Source organism: Microbacterium sp. CFH 31415, assembly GCF_022538185.1.
Lineage (GTDB): Bacteria > Actinomycetota > Actinomycetes > Actinomycetales > Microbacteriaceae > Microbacterium.
The window spans coordinates 54,159-74,410 of record NZ_JAKYXC010000004.1 but is presented as its reverse complement, the minus strand read 5'-3'; the positions used below and the strand labels follow the sequence as shown (position 1 = coordinate 74,410).

Genomic DNA, 20,252 nt, shown 5'->3' with positions numbered 1-20,252 from the left:
TGCGCGCGCGGCCATCATGGCCGCATGGATGACGCCGACGGTGGGGGTCTGGGCGCCGACGGTGGGGGTCCGGACGCCGAGGCGGGCGGGCTGCCGCTTCCCGACAGGCCTCGGCGCTTCCTGGGCGTGCTGGCGGCGCTCGACCGGCCGCTCGCCCTCGGCTTCATCACCACCCTCGGCGTGCTGGGAGCGCTCCTGCTCGGCAGTGCGCTCAGCTCGATCTCGACGATCCTCGTCTACATCATCCTCGCGATGTTCCTGGCGGTCGGTCTCGACCCCATCGTGCGGCGTCTCGAACGCCATCGCGTGAAGCGGAGCGGCGCGATCGCCATCGTGTTCGGCGGCTTCACCCTGCTGTTCCTCGCGTTCCTGATCTGGGTGCTGCCCCCCGTCATCGCCCAGATCGCGGAGTTCGTCGAGGCGATCCCCGAGTCGATCGCAGGTGTTCCCGAGACCGAGTGGTTCGCGGCGCTGAACGCCGACACACAGGTCGCACTCGTCGCGGGCCTCGAGCAGTTGGGAGAGTGGATCTCGAGTCCGTCGACGATCGCGGCGCTCGGGGGCGGCGTGCTCGCCGTGGGCGTCGCCTTCGTCAGCGGCATCACCGCCTCGTTCATCGTCGTCGCCCTCACGCTCTACTTCCTCGCGTCCCTCGCGTCGATCAAGCGGGCGTTCTACGATCTGGCGCCGGCGCACAGCCGCCCGCGACTCGAGAGCCTCACCGAGCGGATCACCGACTCGGTGGGCAGCGCCCTCATCGGATCCGTGATCCTCGCCGCACTCAACGCCGGGGTCGTGTTCGTGCTGCACCTCGTGATCCGGCTGCCGTTCCCGGCGCTCATGGCCGTCGTGGCTTTCGTCGTGACGCTCATCCCGCTGTTCGGTTCGGTGATCTTCCTCGTCATCGGCACCGGTGTCGCGCTGTTCACCAGCCCGCTCCAGGCGCTGATCTTCGCGATCGCGTACCTGATCTACATCCAGCTCGAGTCGTACGTCGTGAGTCCACGGGTCATGAATCGCGCGGTCGCGATCCCCGCGGCCCTCGTGCTCATCGGGGCGCTCATCGGGGGCGCGCTGATGGGCGTCATCGGTGTGCTGGTCGCGCTGCCGGTCATGGCCTCGATCCTGCTGATCATCCGCGAGGTGGTCGTGCCGAAGCAGGACCTCAAGGTCTAGGCATCACGCGTCGCGCGCGCATCGGAAGCCGATGTGCGACATGCCGGTGTCCTCGGCCTGTGCCGACCGCGCCGCCGGACGGAAGCGCAGGCAGTAGTCAGGCGAGCACAGGTGCGAGCCGCCCTTGAGCACGCGGCGCGGTGTGGAGAACCCCTCCTCCGCGCTCGCGGTGGCGAGCAGGTTCTGCCGTCGCCCGGGGTCGACGGGGCGATCCGACAGCCGCAGGTGCCGCGGTGTCCAGTAGTCGCTGGTCCACTCCCACGTGTTGCCCGTCATGTCGTACAGCCCGTAGCCGTTGGGCGGATACGAGCCGACGGGCGCGGCATCCCCCACCCCCTCATTCCGGTACGGGAACCGACCGAGCCATGAGTTGGCCATCACCCGCCCCCCCGGATGCATGTCGTCGCCCCACGCGAAGCGGGCCCCGGCGAGTCCGCCCCGGGCCGCGTACTCGTGCTCCGCCTCGGTCGGCAGCCGTTTGCCGGCCCATGCGGCGTAAGCGGTGGCGTCCTCGAACGCGACATGGACGACTGGATGCCGCATCCGCTGGTCGATCGATGATTCGGGGCCGAACGGCCGGCGCCAGTGCGCACCCGGCTGCCAGCGCCACCAGTTGCGCCAGTCGCCGAGGTCGACCGGGCCCGCTGTGGGGGTGAAGACCATGGACCCCGGGACGAGGTCGACCGGGTCCGCCCCCGGGAAACCTGCGGGATCGAGCCCGCGTTCGGCGACCGTCGTATAGCCGGTGTCGTCGACGAACGCCGCGAACTCGTCGTTGGTGACGGCATGACGGTCGATGCGGAAGGTGTCGACGGCTCGTTCGTACACGGGCCGCTCGTCGGGGTAGAACTCGTCGGAGCCCATGAGGAACGTGCTGCCCTCGATCAGGACCATGTCGTCCATACGGTCAGTTCAGCGCCGAGGTGAGACGAGCGAGGCCGTCGAGGAAGGTCGCCTTGCCGGGCTGGTCGCGCCACTCGCGCAGCGTGAGCTCGCGCCCGGCGTCGCGGTAGGCCTGCTCGACAGCACGCATCTCGGTCACGAACGAGGCGCCGCGCACGAGCAGCGAGACCTCCATGTTGAGGCTGAAGGAGCGGATGTCCATGTTGCTCGACCCGATGACCGCGATGTCGTCGTCGATCGAGAAGTGCTTCGAGTGGAGGATGAACGGCGCGGGGTAGAGGAAGATCTTCACGCCGGCCTCGAGCAGCGCCGTGTAGTAGGAGCGCTGCGCGTGGTACACCAGGCCTTGGTCGCCGATCTCGGAGACGAACAGCTGCACGTCGAGTCCGCGCTGGCATGCGGTGGTGATCGCGTACACCATCGCCTCGTCGGGCACGAAGTACGGACTGGTCAGGATGACCTTCTCGGTCGCGCCGTAGATGAGCGAGAGGAACAGTCGCAGGTTGTTCTCGGTGTCGTACCCGGGGCCGCTCGGCACCACCTGGCACAGCAGCGCATCGGGAGCGGTCGAGCGCGCGACCTCGGTGGCCGGCACGTGCTCGATCGTCGAGAGATCCTGGCCCGTCTCGATCAGCCAGTCCGACAGGAACACCGCGTTGACCGCCGTGACGACCGGGCCGGTCAGGCGCGTCATGAGCTCCTGCCACTTCAGGCCGCGCTTGATGTTCTTGGGCGAGTCGTAGGTGCGGTCGATGAGGTTCTGCGACCCCATGAAGGCCGCGCGCCCGTCAACGACCACGATCTTCCGGTGGTTGCGCAGGTCGGGGCGCTGATACTTGCCCTTCAGCGGCATGACCGGCAGCATCCACGCCCACTCCACGCCGATGCGGTCGAGCTCGGCGAGGGTCGCCGTGCAGTTGCCGAGCCGGCGGGTGGCGACGTAGTCCGCGAGCAGCCGCACCGTGACGCCGCGCGCGACGGCCCGCTCCATGGCGGCGAAGAAGCCGCGGGTCGTGTCATCCCATGCCACGATGAAGAACTCGACGTGCACGAACGCCTGCGCCGTGTCGATCTCGGCCGCCATGGCGTCGATCGATCCCTGGTAGTCCGGGAAGAGGGATGCCTCGTTCCCGTCGGTAGCCGGCAGTGCGGTGAGCAGCTCGTTCTGCTGGACGACCCGCTGGAACCAGCGGGGCCAGTCGGGCTCGTCGGTGCGCAGCCCCCGCGCATCGACGGCGCCGCGGATCAGACCGTCGATGCGCGCCTGCTCGTCGCGCCGGGCCTTCGGCAACCGGACGCTGCCGATGAGCAGGAAGAGCAGGATGCCGATGAAGGGGAGGAGGAAGATCAGGAGCAGCCACGCCATCGCCGCCGTCGGCTTGCGGCCGCGGGGGATGACGATGAGCGCGACGATGTTGATCGCGAACACCACCAGCAGGATGATCGGCCACACGGCGGACTGGTCGAGGATGCTGGCGGCCACGCGGTCTCCTTCAGGCGGGGGTCACGCGGTTGACCGACACGACCTCGATGTTCAGCCCGTCGAAGACGGCGAGCAGAGCCCGCAGCTCGGCCTGGTCGCTCACCATACCGGTGACGCTCGACGTGCCGTCGTCCCGCCGCACCACGTCGTAGCCCTCGAGCGCCGCGGTCAGCGACGGGCCGAGGTGACCGGTGATGACGACTTCGACGAGGTGAGCGGACATGTCTCTCTTCCGGCGCGGCGCGAAACGGACACTGCCAGCGTGGAGGACGGCTCGGGTTGCGTCGTCACCCGTGAGGGACGATTCGCTCAGGACGGCTCGCTCACCCGGTGACGAAGCTCAGCCGAGTTCGTCGTTCAACCGGTCGCGCCACGCGAGCAGCGGCACGAGCGGCGACAGGTCGTAGTCCGGGCCGTCTATCGCCGGGATGATGAGCCGGAAGCCGAGCTCGAACAGACGGGCCGGGGCATCCGCCTCCAGCAGCGGGCCGAAGCCGCGGATCGTGTACCCGGTCGACAGCTCGATCTCGGCGGGGTCGCGTCCCTCCTTCGCGCACCACTCGTGCAGCACTCCGATCTTGCGCGGCATGTCCTCGAGCGTCGTGAAGGTGTGCCAGATGTCGGCGTGCTGGGCGACGAGCCGCAGGGTCTTGCGCTCGCCCTGGCCGCCGATGAGGATCGGGATCCGTCGCGTGGGCAGGGGGTTGAGACGGTCCCAGCGGGAGCGGATGCGGGGCAGGTCGGCGGCGAGGTCGTCGAGGCGCGAGCCGACGGTGCCGAACTCGTACCCGTACTCGACGTAGTCGGGCTCGGCCCAGCCCGAGCCGGTGCCGAAGATGAGGCGGCCCGTGCCCGTGGCCCGCGCGCTGATGTGGTCGACCGTGCGGGCCATGTCGGCCTGCAGATCGGGGTTGCGGTACGAGCTGCAGTTGACGAGCGGGCCCAGTTCGACGCGCTCGGTCTGCTCGGCCATCGCGGCGAGCACCGTCCAGGCCTCGAAGTGCTCGGCGTCGAATGGCGGGGTCAGCGGGAAGAAGTGGTCCCAGTTGAAGATCGCATCGACGCCCATGTCGTCGGCGCGCAGCACCGCGTCGCGGTAGGCGCTGTAGCTCGCGTGCTGCGGGGCCAGCTGCACGCCGATGCGCACGGGGCGGTGGGCTGCCGGATGGCGTACGTCGACCATTCGGGCTCCTCCGGTTCCACGGCGCGTCAGCGCGGCGGGGCGATCAGTTCTTCGGCTCGATGCGCAGGACGCCAGGCGCCTCGCCCACGGCGAGGTCGTCGACGACGCGCACCGTGCGGGCGAGGTCGTCCACCGAGCCGATCACGGTGCCGAAGCGCTCGCGGTCGGAGCACACCGCGGTGACGGTGACGAAGTGCGTGCCGGTGTCCCACGTGTAGGTGGCGAACGGCGGCGTGCGCGGGTCGGAGGGGAGCGCCATCTCGAGCCTCTCGCCGACGCCGAGGTGGCTGCTGCGGAAGGACTCGGTGTCGTCGTACTCCATCGGCATCATGGCCCGGGCGGTGCGCAGCTGGGGCGTCGCCTCCTGCACCTGCGCCATCGTCACGACGAGCTCGGGGTCGGCCTTCCACACCCAGACCAGCACGCGTCCGGCGGCTCGCCGCATGAGGAAGGGCGCCGCTTGGCTCATCGCCCACGCGGCCACGCCGCTGCCGGGCCGCTCCGCGCCCACGGCGGTGTTCGCCTGGGAGAGCAGCATCCGGATCGCGGCCTTGCGGTGCCGGCGTCCCTTGAAACCGAGCGACTCGGTCACGGGCACCCACAGCGTCGGATCGGCGTCAGCCTGGAGTCGGGGCATGCGTCCAGCGTACGGGGCTCACCAGGGCCCCTCGGGTACAGTGGATGCCGCGCCACCCTCCCCTTCCCGCCGCGCAACCCCGCCGCACAGACAGGCCCCCGTACCCCGTGACCGAGTCCGCGACGCCCGACGACCATCTGGCCGACGCCGCAGTCCAGCGACCCCTGACGATCCTGATCGGCGCCGACACCTGGCTGCCCCACGTCAACGGTGCTGCCCGGTTCGCGGAGCGCCTGGCCGCCGGTCTCGTCAAGCGCGGCCACGACGTGCACGTGATGGCGCCGAGCGCCACCCACCGTGCCCACGGCACGTTCACCGAGGTGATCGAGGGTGAGCCGATGACGATGCACCGCATCGCCTCGTGGCGCTGGTACCCGCACGACTGGCTCACCTTCGTGCTGCCGTTCCGCTCGAAGTACTACGCGCGGCGCGTGCTCGACCGGGTCAAGCCCGATGTCGTGCACATCCAGTCGCACATCGTCATCGGCCGCGGACTGACGCGCATCGCCCGGCAGCGCGGCATCCCGGTGGTCGCGACCAACCACGTGATGGCAGAGAACGTGCTCGACTTCACAGTGCTGCCCGCCTCGTGGACGCGCTACGCGATCAAGCTCGCGTGGGAGGACGCCAAGCGCACCTTCGACATGACGCGCGCCGTCACCACCCCCACGCGCAAGGCGGCGGAGTTCCTCGAGCGCACCATCGAGATCCAGAGCGTGATCCCGGTCAGCTGCGGCATCGAGGCGTCGAACTACACCGCCGACCTCACGCCCCGCGACGGCAACCGCCTCGTGTTCGTCGGCCGGCTCACGACCGAGAAGCAGATCGATGTCGTGCTGCGGGCGCTCGCCACGCTCGACCCCGCGCTCGACGTGACGTTCGACATCGTCGGCAAGGGCGACCAGCGTCGCAACCTCGAAGAGCTCACGCGCGAGCTCGGCCTGACCGATCGCGTGCGCTTCCATGGTCACACCACTGATGACGAGCTCAAGGCGCTCCTCACGAACGCGAGCCTCTTCGTCATCGCGTCGATCGCCGAGCTGCAGTCCATCGCGACCATGGAGGCGATGGCGTCCGGCCTGCCGATCGTCGCTGCCGACGCCGTGGCGCTGCCTCACCTCGTGCACGACGGAGAGAACGGCTACCTCTTCCGTCCCGGCGATGTGGACGATCTCGCCGAGAAGCTCACCGCGGTGCTCACGCTGTCGCCCGAGGATCGCCTGCAGATGCAGCAGGCGTCGCTCGATGGCGTGAAGGTGCACGACATGAAGCGCACGCTCGACACCTTCGAGGCGCTGTACCGCGACGAACCGCTGCCGGAGTAGCCCTCGTGCACGTCGTGATGTTCGGCGACCAGCACGTCGAGACCCTCGGCGGAGCCCAGGTGTCGATGCGGCTGCAACGGCGGTTCCTCGAGCTGGCCGGACACACCGTCACGATCGTCGCGCCGGCCGTGCACGGCCCGCGGGGCAGGTCCATCGCCGCGGACGCCGCGTACCTCGACCTGCCGTCGATCCCGATCACGTTCGACCGCGAGTACTCGATGTCGTGGCCGGGCCGGCGAACGGATCGATGGGTGGATGCCGCGCTCGCCGCTCGCCCTCCTGTCGACGTCGTGCACATCCAGGCCGACTTCTGGGGCGCGTTCATCGGCCATCGGTACGCCGCGCGGCATGGACTGCCCGTGGTGCACACCATGCACAACCGCGTCGACGTCGGCGTCGAGGCGACGGCGCCGTTCCCGTCCACCGTGCTCGCGGTGCTCAACGCCTGGCAGCGGCGCGCGCTCGACGTGCAGTCCAGCGGCGACGCCGACGGGTCCGACGGCTGGGCGTTCCTGCGCCGCTTCGCCGGGCGCTCGCATGCCGTGACCGCGCCCTCGACGCACTTCGCACGGCGGCTCGAAGACCACGGCGTGGTCCCGGGAGGACGCCGCGGAATCCTGGATCTCCACTCGCCCGGCTCGAGCGTCGACGTGGTGTGGAACGGCATCGATGACGACGTCCTCGACGCGACCCTCGCCGAAGCGCCGGAGGGGCGCGCTCCTGGGCCGGCCCGGCTCGTCTGGCTCGGACGCATGAGCCCTGAGAAGCGCCTGCTGCCGTTCCTCGAAGCGCTCGCCGAGTCGGGCGTGCGGGCCGAGGTCGAGGTGATCGGCGGCGGCGGCCAGCTCGCCGCGGCCGAGCGGGTGGTCGCGCGCACGCGGCCCGCTGCGTCGGTGGTCTTCGCCGGGCGGCTGCCGTATGCCGAGACGCTGCGCCGGATCGCCGGCGCCGACGCCGTCGTGCAGACGTCGATCGGCTTCGAGACGCAGGGCATGACGATCTTCGAGGCGGCCTCGCTGGGAACGCCGTCGGTCGTGAGCGACCCCGACCTGGCGGCCGAGCTCGGCGCGGGATTCTGGCGCGTGGGCGAGGGGACGAGGGCGGATGCGTCGACCGGGGCCCTGGCGGAGGCGTTGCGCACCGCGGTGGCGGACATCGACGCGGGAGCATCGGTGCCGGTGGATCCGACGATCCGCGAGCGGTTCCGGCAGTCGTCCCGCACCGCGGCGATGGTCGAGATCTACGACCGCATCATCGCCGGCTGACCCCCAGCCCCCGGATCCCTGAGGACCGGGGGCACGGGGCGAGGGGCGGAGTCAGACGAGACGCGACCAATCGGTCGGGGTGCGACGGTAGCCGTCGTTGCGAAGTGCCGTGATCGTCGAGGCGACCGCGACAGCGGACAGTGCTGCAAGAAGAATCACCATGAACATGGCAGAAACGCTACGCTTGTGCTTGTCCTGCCAACAGTGGCAGGATGGACACGCATCGCAGGAAAACTGCCATGGAAACTCCCACTCCAGGAGGTCATCATGAAGACGGTCGCCGTCATCGTGCAGGACGGGTTCGCTCCCTTCGAGTTCGGCGTCGCATGTGAGGCCTTCGGCCTCGATCGCTCCGCTGACGGCATCCCGAACTTCGACTTCCGCATCGTGACGCCCGACCCGGGCGTGGTGAACTCCAAGATGGGCTTTTCGATCAACGTCGATCACGACCTCTCGTTCGCCTACGAGGCCGACCTGGTCGTCGTGTCACCCACGCCGCGCGAGTACTGGGCGCGCAGCACCGCCGACGAGCGCGTGCTCGACGTGATCCGCCAGGCCGTCGCGCGCGACGCGTGGGTGCTGAGCGTCTGCAGCGGCTCGTTCGTCGTGGCTGCATCCGGTGTGCTCGACGGCCGCAAGGCCACGACGCACTGGATGTACGCCGACGCGATGGCCCGCATGTACCCCGCCGTCCACGTCGACCCCGACGTGCTCTACGTGCAGGACGGCCGCATCATCACGAGCGCGGGCACCGCGGCCGGCCTGGACGCCTGCCTGCACCTTCTCCGCCAGGAGCTCGGGGCGGAGATGACCAACAGGATCGCCCGCCGCATGGTCGTGCCCCCGCAGCGCGACGGCGGACAGGCGCAGTTCATCGACCGGCCGCTGCCCGAGGTGGCGTCGCTGTCGCTCGCGCCGGTCACCGACTGGATGCTCGAGAATCTCCGTCTCGACCTCAGCGTCGATCAGCTCGCCTCGAAGGCCCACATGTCGCCGCGCACGTTCGCCCGGCGCTTCAAGGCCGACTACGGCGCGACGCCCGCGGCGTGGCTCGCGCGCCAGCGCATCATCCATGCGCAGCGGCTGCTCGAGAAGACCGACCTCGGACTCGACCGCATCGCCTACGAGAGCGGTTTCGGGTCGGCCGCCGTGCTGCGTCAGAACTTCGCGCGCGTCCTCGATACGACCCCGACGGCCTACCGAGCGCGGTTCTGCTGCACCCGCGAGGCGCGGGAGGCTGCGGGGATCGAGGCTGCCGAATCGAGGCACGGCGCAGGGGCGATGCTCGAACCCGTCGCGTAACCACCCGCGGCGGGCGACGCCGCGCAGCGTCCACATCACTACGGTGTGAGCGTGCGGATCGATCCGAAGCGGTGGTTCTCCCGCAAGACTCTGGGGAAGGATGCCGCGGCCGGCCTGGTGCTGGGCGTGGAGGCCGTCCCCGACGGTCTCGCGGCCGGACTGCTCGCCGGCGTGAATCCACTCGCGGGGCTCTACGCCTACCTGTTCGGGATGGCCGGCGCCGCGTTCGTCACGAGCAGCGCGTTCATGGCCGTGCAGGCGACGAGCGCGATGGCGCTGGTCGTGTCGGACGCCGACCTCGCCTCTCGCCCGGATCCCGACCGCGCGCTGTTCACGCTCGCGATCCTCACGGGCGTGGTCATGGCGATCGCGGGCTTCGCCCGGGCCGGCCGTCTGGTGAGCTTTGTGCCGACCGCGGTGATGACCGGGTTCGTCACGGCGATCGGCGTGAACATCATTCTCGGGCAGCTCTCGAACTTCACCGGCTATCCCGGGCGGGGTGCCAACCGGCTGCTGAAGACCATCGACGTGCTCGTGCACATCGGGCAGTGGAGCATCGCATCGGTCGTGGTCGGCACCATCGCGATCCTGCTCATCGTCGTGCTGCGACCCACCCCCGTCGGGAGCCTGGGGCTCGTCGTCGCGGTCATCGCCGGCTCGGTGTGCGCCGTGCTCCTCAACCTGTGGGTCGGCGACCCGGTGGCCCAGCTGCGCGACATCGTCGACGTTCCGCGCGGGCTGCCCGCGCCGGTGCTGCCGAGCGCCGCCGACATCCCGGTGCTGATCATCCCGGCGGTGTCGCTGGCCTTCATCGGCCTGGTGCAGGGCGCGGCGGTGTCAGCAGGCATCCCCACGGCAGACGGTCGTCCGGCGGACGCGAACCGCGACTTCATCGGTCAAGGCGCGGGCAATGTCATGTCGGGCCTCTTCCAGGGCATGCCGGTCGGGGGGTCGATGTCGGGATCGTCGATCATCGTGCAGTCGGGCGCGCAGACGCGCCTCGCGCTCTTCATCGCGGCGGCGGTGATGGCCGTCGTCGTGTTCGCCGCCTCCGACCTCGTCGCCTTCATCGCCATGCCCGCGCTCGCGGGCCTGCTCATGGTGGTCGGATTCGGGGCGATCAAGCCCAGCCGGATCTACTCGGTGACGAAGTCGGGCCCGTTGCCGACGGCCGTCATGGCGGTCACGTTCGGGCTGACGCTCGTGATCCCGCTGCAGTTCGCCGTGCTCGCCGGCGTCGGCCTCGGGATCATCCTGTACGTCGGCCAGCAGTCCAACCGCGTGCGCGTGCGCGCCGTGCACATCGAGCCCGGCGGCCGCCTGCGCGAGTCGGAGCCGCCTGCGGTCGTGCCGCCCGACGCCGTGCTGGTGCTGCAGCCCTACGGCAGCCTGTTCTTCGCCAGCGCGCCGATCTTCGAGAAGCAGCTGCCGGAAGTCAGCCGGGCGTCGCGCAACGCCGTCGTCATCGTCCGCCTGCGCGGCACCGACCAGATCGGGCTGTCGCTCGTGGACGTGCTGCGCCGCTTCGCACATCAGCTGCGCGATGCTGACTCGAGCCTGAAGGTCGTCGCGACCGAGGACCGCGTGATCGACGCGCTCGAGGCGGGCGGGCTGCTCGAGGACATCGGCGAGCGGAACGTCTACAAGGGCACCGAGTGGGTCGGTGAGACGCTGCGCCGTGCGCACGCCGATGCCCGCGCGGAGATCGGCGACCGGCCGTAGCTCAGTCGTCGAGGACGAACGTGACCTCCAATGCCACCTGGTACGAGGTGATCTCGCCGTCGGTGCACTCGACCTTCTGCTCCTTCACCCATGCTCCGCTGACGTTGCGCAGCGTCTGGTGCGAGCGGGCGATGCCCTCTCGGACAGCCGCCTCGAAGCTCTCGGGGGACCGGGCGGTGATCGTCGTGACGCGCGCGACCGTCGTGCTGCTCATCATGAACTCCTCTGTTCGTGTGGGTGGATCCCAGCGTTCTCCCGCTCGCCGGACGAATCAACCCCTTGACGATCGGGCGCACGCATTGCCGTGGCATCCACTCTCCTGCTAAAGTTGAGTCATCACGACTCAACTTTGTGAGAAGACTTCAGGAGAGACATGAACGCCACACAGCAGCCGGGGCAGGAGGACGCGCGCAGCGCCCTCGAGCAGTTCGGCATCAACCTCACCGACCGGGCGCGCCAGGGGAAGCTCGATCCGGTCATCGGCCGCGACAGCGAGATCCGGCGCGTCAGCCAGGTGCTGACCCGCCGCACGAAGAACAACCCCGTGCTCATCGGAGAGCCCGGCGTCGGCAAGACCGCCGTCGTCGAGGGCCTCGCGCAGCGCATCGTCGCAGGCGACGTCGCCGAGTCCCTCAAGGACAAGGAGCTCGTCACGCTCGACATCTCGGCCCTCGTCGCCGGCGCGATGTACCGCGGTCAGTTCGAGGAGCGCCTCAAGAGCGTCCTCAAGGAGATCACCGAGTCCGACGGACGCATCATCACGTTCATCGACGAGCTGCACGTGCTCATGGGCGCGGGCGGCGGTGAGGGCTCCGTCGCTGCGTCCAACATGCTCAAGCCCATGCTGGCACGCGGCGAGCTGCGCCTCATCGGGGCGACGACGCTCAACGAGTACCGGGAGTTCATCGAGAAGGATGCCGCGCTCGAGCGCCGCTTCCAGCAGGTCTACGTCGGTGAGCCCTCGGTCGAGGACACCGTGGCGATCCTGCGCGGGCTCAAGGAGCGGTACGAGGCCCACCACAAGGTGGCGATCGCCGACGCGGCGCTCGTGGCCGCGGCATCCCTCAGCCACCGCTACATCCCCAGCCGGCAGCTTCCCGACAAGGCGATCGACCTGATCGACGAGGCCGCCTCCCGACTGCGCATGGAGATCGACTCCGCGCCGCTCGAGATCGACGAGCTGCGCCGTCACGTCGACCGCCTGAAGCTCGAGGAGCTCGCGCTCAAGAAGGAGAAGGACGACGCCTCGAAGGAGCGCCTCGCGGCCCTTCGCGAGACCCTTGCGGGCGAGCAGGAGCGACTCAGCGACCTGCAGGCCCGCTGGGAGCACGAGCGCGCCTCGCTCAACCGCGTGGGCGACCTGAAGACCAAGCTCGATGCCGCGCGCATGGAGGCGGAGCGCGCTCAGCGCGAGGGCAACCTCGAGAAGGCATCGCGCCTGCTCTACGCCGAGATCCCGGCGCTCGAGCGGCAGCTCATCGACGCCGAGCGCGACGAGCCCGCCGGCGACCGGATGGTCAACGACCAGGTCACCGACGAGGACATCGCCGCGGTCATCGCGGCGTGGACGGGCATCCCGGTCGGCCGGCTGCTGCAGGGCGAGACCGAGAAGCTGCTGCACCTCGAGGCCGAGCTCGGCAAGCGCCTGATCGGCCAGAAGGACGCCGTCAAGGCGGTGGCCGACGCCGTGCGGCGCTCGCGCGCCGGCATCAGCGACCCGAACCGGCCCACCGGCTCGTTCCTGTTCCTCGGACCGACCGGTGTGGGAAAGACCGAGCTCGCCAAGGCGCTCGCCGAGTTCCTCTTCGACGACGAGCACGCCATGGTGCGCATCGACATGTCGGAGTACGGCGAGAAGCACACGGTCTCCCGACTCGTCGGTGCTCCTCCCGGCTACATCGGCTACGAGCAGGGCGGTCAGCTGACCGAGGCCGTGCGGCGTCGTCCGTACTCGGTCGTGCTGCTCGACGAGGTGGAGAAGGCGCACCCCGAGGTCTTCGACGTGCTGCTGCAGGTCATGGACGACGGTCGCCTGACCGACGGCCAGGGCCGCACCGTCGACTTCAAGAACGTCATCCTGATCCTCACCTCGAACCTGGGCTCGCCGATCCTGATCGACCCGACCCTCTCGACCGAGCAGAAGCGGGAACAGGTGCAGGGGCTCGTCCGCCAGGCGTTCAAGCCCGAGTTCGTGAACCGCCTCGACGACATCGTCATCTTCCAGGCGCTCACCGAGGATGACCTCGCGCAGATCGTCGAGCTCGCGGTGTTCGCGCTGCAGCGCAGGCTGAAGGACCGCCGGCTCACACTGGCCGTGACGCCCGACGCCCGCGGCTGGCTCGCCGAGCGCGGCTACGACCCGATGTTCGGTGCGCGCCCGCTGCGCCGGCTCATCCAGTCCGAGATCCAGGACCGCCTCGCCATGGCGATCCTCGGCGGCGGAGTGCACGACGGCGACGTCGTGCGGGTGGATGTCGCAGCGGACGGCTCCGGGCTGTCGCTCGTCAGCGAGGGTGCGGCGCCCGTCCCCGAGGCCGAGGAGGAGGTCATCGAGGCCGAGCTGCTGGAGGACTGACGCTCCCGCTCCGTGAGAGCATCGGAGCGTGCGCACCGTCCGGGCCCTGTGGGGGTCGACCCATCCCGGCCCGACGCTGGTCGTCACGATCCTCGCGCTCACGCTGGGCCTCGCCGTCGGCCTCGAGCCGTGGCGCCTGGCGCTGCTGACCCTCGCCGTCTTCGCGGGCCAGGTGTCGATCGGCATCTCGAACGACGCGCTCGACGCGGCGCGCGACCGAGCCGTCGGCCGCACCGACAAGCCCCTCGCACGGGGCGACGTCTCGCTGCGGGCGGCGTGGGGCGCAGCATCCGTCGCCCTGCTCGTCGCGCTCGCACTGTCGGCACCTCTCGGCTGGCGGATGCTCGCGGCGCACGCGCTGTTCCTCGGATCGGCGTGGGCGTACAACGCGGGGCTGAAGTCGGGCGTGCTGTCGATCGTGCCGTTCATCGTGAGCTTCGGGATCTTCCCGTCGCTCGCGACGCTGTCGGCGCCCGAACCGGTGTTCGCGCCGGGGTGGGCATGGATCGCGGGCGCGGCTCTGGGCTCGGCGGTGCATCTGACCAACGTCCTGCCCGACCTCGACGACGACGCCCGCACCGGCGTGCGCGGGCTGCCGCACCGGCTGGGGGCGCGGGTCTCGGCTGTCCTCGCCGCGAGCGCGGTGCTGGCCGGCGGGATCGCGGTGCTCCTCGGCACGTCGGGAGGCGACCTCGCGACGGTCTCCCTCGTCTCATGGCTCTTCTTCGCCGGCGTCGTCGGGGTCGCAGGGTGGACGATCGTGCGTGCGCTCGTCCGGCCCCCCGCGCGCGTGCTGTTCCGGCTCGTCATGCTCGCCGCGCTCCTGCTGGCCGCACAGCTCGTCGCGAGCGGCGCCGCGCTGGCAGGGTGAGGCGGGGTGACGCGCGAGGTCGGTCAGGCGTCGGCGTCGAACCCCATCGAGTAGGCGCGGGCGAAGATGCGGTCGACGGGAGGAGTCAGCATCGTGCGGACCAGCGTGCGCCGACCCGCGTCGACGGCCCGAGGCGCGCTCCGTCCGAGCACCGTGTTCGCCGCGGCCAGACGTGCGGCGGTGCGGGCCGACGCGATCCGGCGTGCCTCCCACCGCGCAAGGTCCGCGTCCGGCGCTGCTCCGCTGCGCACCCACGTCGCGAGCAGCGGCGCGAGGGTCGCGGCGTCGAGAAGACCCAGGTTCATGCCCTGACCTCCGATCGGGCTGACCTCGTGCGCGGCATCCCCGATCACGATCACCCGGCCGTTGCGCAGGCGCGCGGCGACCATCCGCCGCACGCCGAAGGCGGTCGCCTGTGAGACGGTGACGGATGCCTCGCCCTCGCCTCGCGCGTCGAGGGCGGCGCGCAGGCGTGCTGTGCGTGCTGCGGGGTCGGGGTCTGCTCCCGGACGGTCCCAGGTGACGAAGCGCCGATACCCGTCCGGGAGTGGGAACGACTCGAGCACGCCGTCTCGATCGAGGTGGATCACGGCGAGGTCGTCGTCGGCGCGAGGGCCGGTCGCGGCATCCGCCATCAGGTACCGGTCGCGATACTCGTGCGCACGCACGGCACCGGAGCGGAAGACGAGGTCGCGCCCTCCCGCACCGGTCGCGACGACCACGATCGGCGCCGTCAGCTCAGTCGGGCGCCCACCGACGCCGATGCGCACGCGCACCCCGTCGGGGCGGGGCGCGATCGACATCGCCGTCGCCCCGCGGGTCGGCTCGGGGGAATCGGCGGCGAGCACCGCCTCGGTCGCGGCCTGCGGCAGCGTCGCGACGAACGGGAAGCGCGTCGACAGACGCGAGAACGACAGCGATCCCAGGACGCGTCCGCCCGAGCGCGCCTCGCCGCGGGGGACCCGGGCCGCGGCCGCGAGCAGTCGCTCCGTCACGCCGCCCGGTTCGAGGGCGGCGAGCACGGGCGCGTGCACGCCGATCGCCCGCGTCCCGCCCCCGGCGGTGGGACGGCGCTCGTACAGGGCGACGTCGACACCGCGACGGGCGAGGTCGCCCGCGAGCAGCGTGCCGACCGGCCCCGCGCCGATGACGACGACGTCAGGCACCCGGCGACTCCCTGCGTGCGGCGCCGTGCCCCGGCGCCGGCGCGAGCCCGGGTGCCGCGGCGAGCAGCCGGAACGGCGCGTGCCCGGTCACGTCCCAGGCACCGGGCTCCGCGCAATCGAGAAGGCGACGCAGCTCGTCGTGCGTGTAGCTGCGGCGGATCGAGCGCAGCCCGTCGGTGCGCAGGAAGGTCCCGGGTGCGAACGGGGTGACGGCCACCGCGTACAGGACGTACGGCATCCGGCCGCGCGCGATGTCGCCGTGCAGCACCAGGCCGTGCGAGAGCGCGCGCGACTGCGACAGGAACGTCGCCGTGTTCTCGCCGAGGTGGTGGAGGACGTGGTTGGACAGCACCGCGTCGAAGGTATCGCCCTCGGCGACCAGGGTCGCGGCATCCGCCAGCCGGAAGCGCACGTTCGACGGGGCGTCCCGGCCGATCGCGACCTCGTGCGAGCGCGGGTCGGGGTCGACTCCGGACCAGGTCACGTCGAGCCCGTCCTTGGCCGCGAGCCGCGCGAGCCGGAGTACGAGGTCGCCTCCCCCCGAGCCCAGGTCGAGCACCCGTGCGGGGCGGCCGAGCGCAGCGAGGTGCGGGGCCAGACGGGCGCGGTAGGCGAAGCCCCAGCCCGAGAAGAGTCGGTTGATGGTGCCGAACCGGCGCAGGGTTGCGCGCAGGCGCCGCGGATCGCAGGCCGGATCGTCCATGAGCTCCTCGAGCTCGATGTCGCGGACCGCCAGGCTCATGCGCCGGCGACCGCCCCGACCGCCGCCCCTGCCGGCGCATCGGCGACCGCAGCACCCGTGGCGCCGCGCTTGGTGAGCAGCGCCGATTCGATGGTCAGCCCGGGCCCGAACGCCAGGGCGGCGAGCCGCGCTCCGTCGGCGACGGCGTCATCGCGCAGCATCCGCTCGAGGATGAACAGGATCGTGGCGCTCGACATGTTGCCGTAGTCGCGGAGCACGCCGCGCGAGGCGTCGAGAGCGGTGGGCGGAAGCTCGAGGCCCGCCTCGACGCGGTCGAGCACGCTGCGCCCGCCGGGATGGACCGCCCAGACGTCGGGCGTCGCCTCGCCCGCGAGGAAGCGGTCGACCGCGCCGCGAATCTCGCGTCCGACGATGCGGGGCACCTCGGCCGACAGGATCATCTCGAACCCGTGGTCGCCGATGGTCCAGACCATGTCGGCTTCGCCCTCCGCTGTCAGCGCGGTCGAGAAGCGGTCGAGCTCGAGCCCGCCCTCGCGCCCCGCGTCCGGGTCGGCGGTGACCACGGCCGCGGCGGCCCCGTCGGCGAAGACCGACGCGGCCACGATCTGCTGCGGATCGGCCGACGGCCGGATGTGCAGCGTGCACAGCTCGACGCACACCACGAGCACGACGGCCGCCGGGTCGGAATCGGCGATGCGCGACGCGAGCCGCAGTCCGGGCATCGCTGCCGCGCAGCCGATGAAGCCGAGGTGGTAGCGCTCGACCGACGGGTCGAGGCCGAGGTCGCGCACGAGCCGGTAGTCCGGCCCGGGGGCGAAGAATCCGGTGCAGGAGACGGTCACGACATGGGTGATGGCGGATGCCTCGATCTCGGCGTCCGCCATCGCGGTGCGGGCCGCTTCGGCGTAGAGCGCCGGCGCCGTGCGGATGTACAGGTCGTTGCGCGTGCCGGTCGTCGGGCGGAGGAGGCCGCGCTCGGCGTCGATGAACGCCGTGCCGTCGTCGGGACCGGGCACCCCCGACAGGGCGAGCTGGGCGAGCACGGTATGCCGGTGCTCGATCTCGGCGGCGTCGAACGCCGCGCGGATCAGCCGTGCGGTCAGGCGGTCGACGCCGGGCTGCGTCGCGAACAGGTCGCGCGCCTCCGTCTGGGCGACGCGGGTCGTCGGGACGGCAGTTCCGATCGAGACGATGCGCGGACTCATGCTCACACCTAAGCACCCCGAGGCCCCGCGCGGGGTGGTCTTGTGCGAACCGTCAGGTTCGTGCAGAGCACGGGCCGCGGCATCCGCTCGCGTACTACGGTCGGATCATGCACATCGAGGGCACCGGTCGCTTCGTGTTCTACGCCCAGTGGCCGGTGGCCGTCTTCCTGCCGGTGCTGTTCTTCATCGGACGCGGCAACCTCGGGGCCGAGGTGGGCTGGCTCGGGTTCTTCGGCATCGTGTACGGCCTCATCGTGATCGCGCTGCTGCTCGTGCCGCCCGCGATCACGCTGTTCGATCCCGAGGTGCGGCGGGGGCGATCCACGCGGCTCTTCTACGACATCGCGAGCGCCGTGCTGTGGCTCGGCATCGTCCTCGGCGCGCTCACGGTGCCCGACTCCGGTGACAGCGGTCCGCTCGACACGGTGCTCATGTCGTGGTTCGGCATCACGGCGCAGACGTCCGCGGCGCTGTTCGCCATCTCCGCCGGGCTCATCGGCCTGTCCTACCTCGCACAGCTGGTGCTGGCCGTGATGGGCGTCACGCGCGGCCGCACGGCCGTCGCGAACGGGTGAGCCGCCGGGTCACTTCTCGTCGGCGGATGCGGCGGAGGCGGCGGATGCGGCGGGTCCGGTGTGCTGGTCGGGGAGCTCGCGCATCGACCAGAACGGCGAGAACACGACGAACACCGCCGACAGCAGCTGGCCGATCGCACCGATCCACATCGTCGGGATGACGCCCAGCCACGTGCCGAGCACACCCGCGAGCAGCGCGGCGATCGGCATCACGCCCCAGATGACGAAGCGCACCGAGGCGTTCATGCGCCCGAGCAGGCGGGGCGGCGTGATCCGCTGCCGGAACGTCACCTGCGTGATGTTGTACACGAGCACCATGAAGCTCATCACGAAGAACTGGCCGACCAGCAGGGGGAAGGCGAACGCGGGGGTGAGCGCCGCCACCGGCAGCAGCAGAGCGACGAAGCTGAAGCCGAGCGCGGCAGCCGGGATCGCGCGGCCCTCGCCGATCAGCCGCACGATGTGCGGGGTGGCCATGGCGCCGAGCAGTCCGCCGACCGAGGCGAGCGAGAAGATCAGGCCCAGCGACGCCGGGGAGAATCCGAGCTCGCGCAGCAGGAACAGCGGCAGCAGCGTGGTCGACACCGTGTTGAAGAAGTTCGACGTGCCCGTCGTCGCGACGATGCGGCGCAGCAGCTTCTCGGTGAAGACGAAGCGCAGACCCTCCCAGATCTCGTGGAGGATCGGGCCGCGCTGGGCGGGGTCGGGTCCCTCCTCATGGTCGCGCGTGACCAGGAGGGCGAAGGCCGACACCACATAGGTCCCGGCTGTCGCGAGCACGGCGACGGGGGCCGTGACCACGCCGATCAGCCAGCCGCCGAATCCCGGGCCGGCGATGTTGGCGAGCTCGTACGTGGACTGCAGCTTGCCGTTCGCCTCGGCGATCTGGTTCGGGCGCACCAGCGACGGCACGATGCTCTGGTACGACACGTCGAAGAACACTGTGGCGATGCCGATGATCGCCGCGATGACCACGAGGTGCCAGATCTGCAGGACCCCGAGGATCCACAGCAGCGGCACGAGCGCGAGCGCGCCGGCGCGCACGACGTCGGCGGCGATCATGACGTGGCGCTTGCGCATGCGGTCGATCCACGCGCCTGCCGGCAGCCCCACCAGCAGGAAGGCGGCGACGTTGGCCGCGTTGAGCACGCCCACCTGGAACTCGGTGGCGTTGAGCAGCAGCACCGCCAGCACCGGGATCGCGAGCTCGGCGATCTGCGCGCCGAACTGGCTGAGCGCCTGGCCGCTCCACAGCGTCAGGAAGTTGGGGTCCCGCCAGAGCGATCCGCTCCGCGACGGGGTGGGAAGCGGGTCGGGCTGATCCGCATCCGCTGCGGCGTCGGCGCGCGCGGCGGAGGAGGTTCCGGATGCCTCGGCCCGCGCCTCGGCCAGGATCGCGTCGTCGACATCGATGTCGTCTGGGGCGCGGTTCGCGTCCGGTGATTGGGACATGCCAATCAGTGTCGGCCACTGATTGAGAGTTGTCAATCAGTGGCCTAGTCTGGCGTGGTGACCGAGATGCGTGTCGGGTCCGAGATGCGCCCGCCGACCGATCCTGCCGACGAGGCGCGCCTTCGCGCGCTGAGCTCACCGCTGCGCCTGCGCGTGCTGCGGCTGTGCGCGTTCGAGTCGCGGACGAACAAGGAGCTCGCCGAGCTCCTCGGCGTGAACCCGGGCACGATGCTCCATCACGTGCGCACGCTGGCGCAGACCGGCTTCCTCGCTGCTCAGCCCCAGCGCGTCGGAGCGCAGGGCGCGCGTGAGGTGCCCTACCGGGCGACGGGCCTGTCGTGGCGCACCCCGATGCCGCACCGGAGTCGCGTCCTGGTCGAGGTCTTCCTGCAGCAGATCGAGGGCGTCGAACCCGAAGAACTCGATACCGCGTGGCTCGGGCTCAAGCTCAACGCAGAGCACAAGGCCGAGCTGCAGCAGCGCCTCGTCGACCTGCTCGAGGAGTTCAAGGAGCGCGAGCCCGACCCCGACGGCGAGCCGTACTCGCTCTTCACGGCACTGCACCCCGACCTCAACCCGCCCGCCCCGTCGCCTCCCGGTCGCTGAGCGACCCGGGCGGGGCGCCACTCGTCAAACCGTCGGGAGAAACGCCCGCTCCGGGCTTCACCGCCGAGGAAATACGGCGATTCTTCCCGACGGTTTGACGCGG

At 70.7% G+C, this 20,252-nt stretch carries 19 protein-coding genes; 9 read left to right on the top strand and 10 right to left on the bottom strand.

Going from position 1 to position 20,252, the window contains the following annotated elements:
• The first annotated feature begins 24 nt into the window (after positions 1 to 24).
• Positions 25 to 1,176, top strand: a complete 1,152-nt coding sequence (locus MK786_RS06480; RefSeq protein WP_241111417.1) for an AI-2E family transporter — start codon at positions 25 to 27, stop codon at positions 1,174 to 1,176.
• Between the two features lie 3 nt (positions 1,177 to 1,179).
• On the opposite strand, the gene MK786_RS06475 is transcribed toward MK786_RS06480, so the two are convergent.
• From MK786_RS06475 to MK786_RS06455, 5 genes are all read right to left on the bottom strand, one after another.
• Positions 1,180 to 2,070 (bottom strand): formylglycine-generating enzyme family protein, encoded by an 891-nt coding sequence (locus MK786_RS06475; protein ID WP_241111440.1) that lies wholly within the window; start codon positions 2,068 to 2,070, stop codon positions 1,180 to 1,182.
• Between the two features lie 13 nt (positions 2,071 to 2,083).
• Entirely contained in the window at positions 2,084 to 3,562 is a 1,479-nt protein-coding gene (gene cls, locus MK786_RS06470; protein ID WP_241111416.1) for a cardiolipin synthase, read from the bottom strand.
• A gap of 10 nt (positions 3,563 to 3,572) precedes the next feature.
• The gene (locus MK786_RS06465; protein ID WP_241111415.1) at positions 3,573 to 3,785 is read right to left on the bottom strand and encodes a hypothetical protein; all 213 of its coding nucleotides are present in this window, start codon (positions 3,783 to 3,785) and stop codon (positions 3,573 to 3,575) included.
• Between the two features lie 117 nt (positions 3,786 to 3,902).
• Positions 3,903 to 4,745, bottom strand: a complete 843-nt coding sequence (locus MK786_RS06460; RefSeq protein WP_241111414.1) for an LLM class F420-dependent oxidoreductase — start codon at positions 4,743 to 4,745, stop codon at positions 3,903 to 3,905.
• Positions 4,746 to 4,788: 43 nt separating this feature from the next.
• A complete protein-coding gene (locus MK786_RS06455; RefSeq protein WP_241111413.1) occupies positions 4,789 to 5,382 on the bottom strand; it encodes a hypothetical protein in 594 nt (197 codons plus the stop codon).
• A gap of 107 nt (positions 5,383 to 5,489) precedes the next feature.
• Here MK786_RS06455 and MK786_RS06450 point away from each other — a divergent pair, with 107 nt between their 5' ends.
• From MK786_RS06450 to MK786_RS06435, 4 genes are all read left to right on the top strand, one after another.
• Complete coding sequence (locus MK786_RS06450) at positions 5,490 to 6,707, top strand: glycosyltransferase (protein ID WP_241111412.1); 1,218 nt, start codon at positions 5,490 to 5,492, stop codon at positions 6,705 to 6,707.
• A gap of 5 nt (positions 6,708 to 6,712) precedes the next feature.
• Complete coding sequence (locus MK786_RS06445; protein ID WP_241111411.1) at positions 6,713 to 7,972, top strand: glycosyltransferase; 1,260 nt, start codon at positions 6,713 to 6,715, stop codon at positions 7,970 to 7,972.
• Positions 7,973 to 8,239: 267 nt separating this feature from the next.
• Positions 8,240 to 9,274, top strand: a complete 1,035-nt coding sequence (locus tag MK786_RS06440) for a GlxA family transcriptional regulator (RefSeq protein WP_241111410.1) — start codon at positions 8,240 to 8,242, stop codon at positions 9,272 to 9,274.
• 51 nt (positions 9,275 to 9,325) lie between these two features.
• Entirely contained in the window at positions 9,326 to 10,996 is a 1,671-nt protein-coding gene (locus MK786_RS06435; protein WP_241111409.1) for a SulP family inorganic anion transporter, read from the top strand.
• A 1-nt stretch (position 10,997) separates the two neighbouring features.
• Here MK786_RS06435 and MK786_RS06430 read toward each other — a convergent pair whose 3' ends face one another.
• Entirely contained in the window at positions 10,998 to 11,210 is a 213-nt protein-coding gene (locus tag MK786_RS06430; protein WP_191764720.1) for a dodecin family protein, read from the bottom strand.
• A gap of 159 nt (positions 11,211 to 11,369) precedes the next feature.
• On the opposite strand from MK786_RS06430, the gene MK786_RS06425 reads away from it, so the two are divergent.
• A complete protein-coding gene (locus tag MK786_RS06425; RefSeq protein ID WP_241111408.1) occupies positions 11,370 to 13,571 on the top strand; it encodes an ATP-dependent Clp protease ATP-binding subunit in 2,202 nt (733 codons plus the stop codon).
• A gap of 28 nt (positions 13,572 to 13,599) precedes the next feature.
• Positions 13,600 to 14,442 (top strand): UbiA family prenyltransferase, encoded by an 843-nt coding sequence (locus tag MK786_RS06420; RefSeq protein WP_241111407.1) that lies wholly within the window; start codon positions 13,600 to 13,602, stop codon positions 14,440 to 14,442.
• A 23-nt stretch (positions 14,443 to 14,465) separates the two neighbouring features.
• Here MK786_RS06420 and MK786_RS06415 read toward each other — a convergent pair whose 3' ends face one another.
• Genes MK786_RS06415 through MK786_RS06405 form a run of 3 tightly spaced genes read right to left on the bottom strand, consistent with a single transcriptional unit; the run spans position 14,466 to position 17,516 of the window.
• Entirely contained in the window at positions 14,466 to 15,608 is a 1,143-nt protein-coding gene (locus MK786_RS06415) for an NAD(P)/FAD-dependent oxidoreductase (RefSeq protein ID WP_241111406.1), read from the bottom strand.
• Complete coding sequence (locus MK786_RS06410; RefSeq protein WP_241111405.1) at positions 15,601 to 16,350, bottom strand: methyltransferase domain-containing protein; 750 nt, start codon at positions 16,348 to 16,350, stop codon at positions 15,601 to 15,603. Before MK786_RS06410 ends, MK786_RS06415 begins: the two co-directional genes overlap by 8 nt.
• Positions 16,347 to 17,516 (bottom strand): type III polyketide synthase, encoded by a 1,170-nt coding sequence (locus tag MK786_RS06405; protein WP_241111404.1) that lies wholly within the window; start codon positions 17,514 to 17,516, stop codon positions 16,347 to 16,349. The genes MK786_RS06410 and MK786_RS06405 overlap by 4 nt, the downstream gene beginning before the upstream one ends.
• 107 nt (positions 17,517 to 17,623) lie before the next feature.
• Between MK786_RS06405 and MK786_RS06400 the strand changes: the two genes are divergently transcribed.
• Positions 17,624 to 18,091 carry a hypothetical protein gene (locus tag MK786_RS06400; RefSeq protein ID WP_241111403.1) on the top strand — a complete coding sequence of 156 codons (468 nt, stop codon included), beginning with the start codon at positions 17,624 to 17,626 and terminating at the stop codon, positions 18,089 to 18,091.
• Positions 18,092 to 18,100: 9 nt separating this feature from the next.
• Here MK786_RS06400 and MK786_RS06395 read toward each other — a convergent pair whose 3' ends face one another.
• A complete protein-coding gene (locus MK786_RS06395) occupies positions 18,101 to 19,543 on the bottom strand; it encodes an MFS transporter (RefSeq protein WP_241111402.1) in 1,443 nt (480 codons plus the stop codon).
• 66 nt (positions 19,544 to 19,609) lie between these two features.
• On the opposite strand from MK786_RS06395, the gene MK786_RS06390 reads away from it, so the two are divergent.
• Positions 19,610 to 20,149 (top strand): helix-turn-helix domain-containing protein, encoded by a 540-nt coding sequence (locus MK786_RS06390; protein WP_241111439.1) that lies wholly within the window; start codon positions 19,610 to 19,612, stop codon positions 20,147 to 20,149.
• Positions 20,150 to 20,252 lie beyond the last annotated feature (103 nt).

Excerpts from the sequence above, each read along its gene's own strand:
- MK786_RS06405 (WP_241111404.1), bottom strand. The coding sequence starts at position 17,516 with ATGAGTCCGCGCATCGTCTCGATCGGAACTGCCGTCCCGACGACCCGC.
- MK786_RS06440 (WP_241111410.1), top strand. The coding sequence starts at position 8,240 with ATGAAGACGGTCGCCGTCATCGTGCAGGACGGGTTCGCTCCCTTCGAG.
- MK786_RS06400 (WP_241111403.1), top strand. The coding sequence starts at position 17,624 with ATGCACATCGAGGGCACCGGTCGCTTCGTGTTCTACGCCCAGTGGCCG.
- MK786_RS06475 (WP_241111440.1), bottom strand. The coding sequence starts at position 2,070 with ATGGTCCTGATCGAGGGCAGCACGTTCCTCATGGGCTCCGACGAGTTC.
- MK786_RS06460 (WP_241111414.1), bottom strand. The coding sequence starts at position 4,745 with ATGGTCGACGTACGCCATCCGGCAGCCCACCGCCCCGTGCGCATCGGC.
- MK786_RS06390 (WP_241111439.1), top strand. The coding sequence starts at position 19,610 with ATGCGTGTCGGGTCCGAGATGCGCCCGCCGACCGATCCTGCCGACGAG.
- MK786_RS06455 (WP_241111413.1), bottom strand. The coding sequence starts at position 5,382 with ATGCCCCGACTCCAGGCTGACGCCGATCCGACGCTGTGGGTGCCCGTG.
- MK786_RS06465 (WP_241111415.1), bottom strand. The coding sequence starts at position 3,785 with ATGTCCGCTCACCTCGTCGAAGTCGTCATCACCGGTCACCTCGGCCCG.
- MK786_RS06425 (WP_241111408.1), top strand. The coding sequence starts at position 11,370 with ATGAACGCCACACAGCAGCCGGGGCAGGAGGACGCGCGCAGCGCCCTC.
- MK786_RS06480 (WP_241111417.1), top strand. The coding sequence starts at position 25 with ATGGATGACGCCGACGGTGGGGGTCTGGGCGCCGACGGTGGGGGTCCG.
- MK786_RS06410 (WP_241111405.1), bottom strand. The coding sequence starts at position 16,350 with ATGAGCCTGGCGGTCCGCGACATCGAGCTCGAGGAGCTCATGGACGAT.
- MK786_RS06395 (WP_241111402.1), bottom strand. The coding sequence starts at position 19,543 with ATGTCCCAATCACCGGACGCGAACCGCGCCCCAGACGACATCGATGTC.
- MK786_RS06430 (WP_191764720.1), bottom strand. The coding sequence starts at position 11,210 with ATGAGCAGCACGACGGTCGCGCGCGTCACGACGATCACCGCCCGGTCC.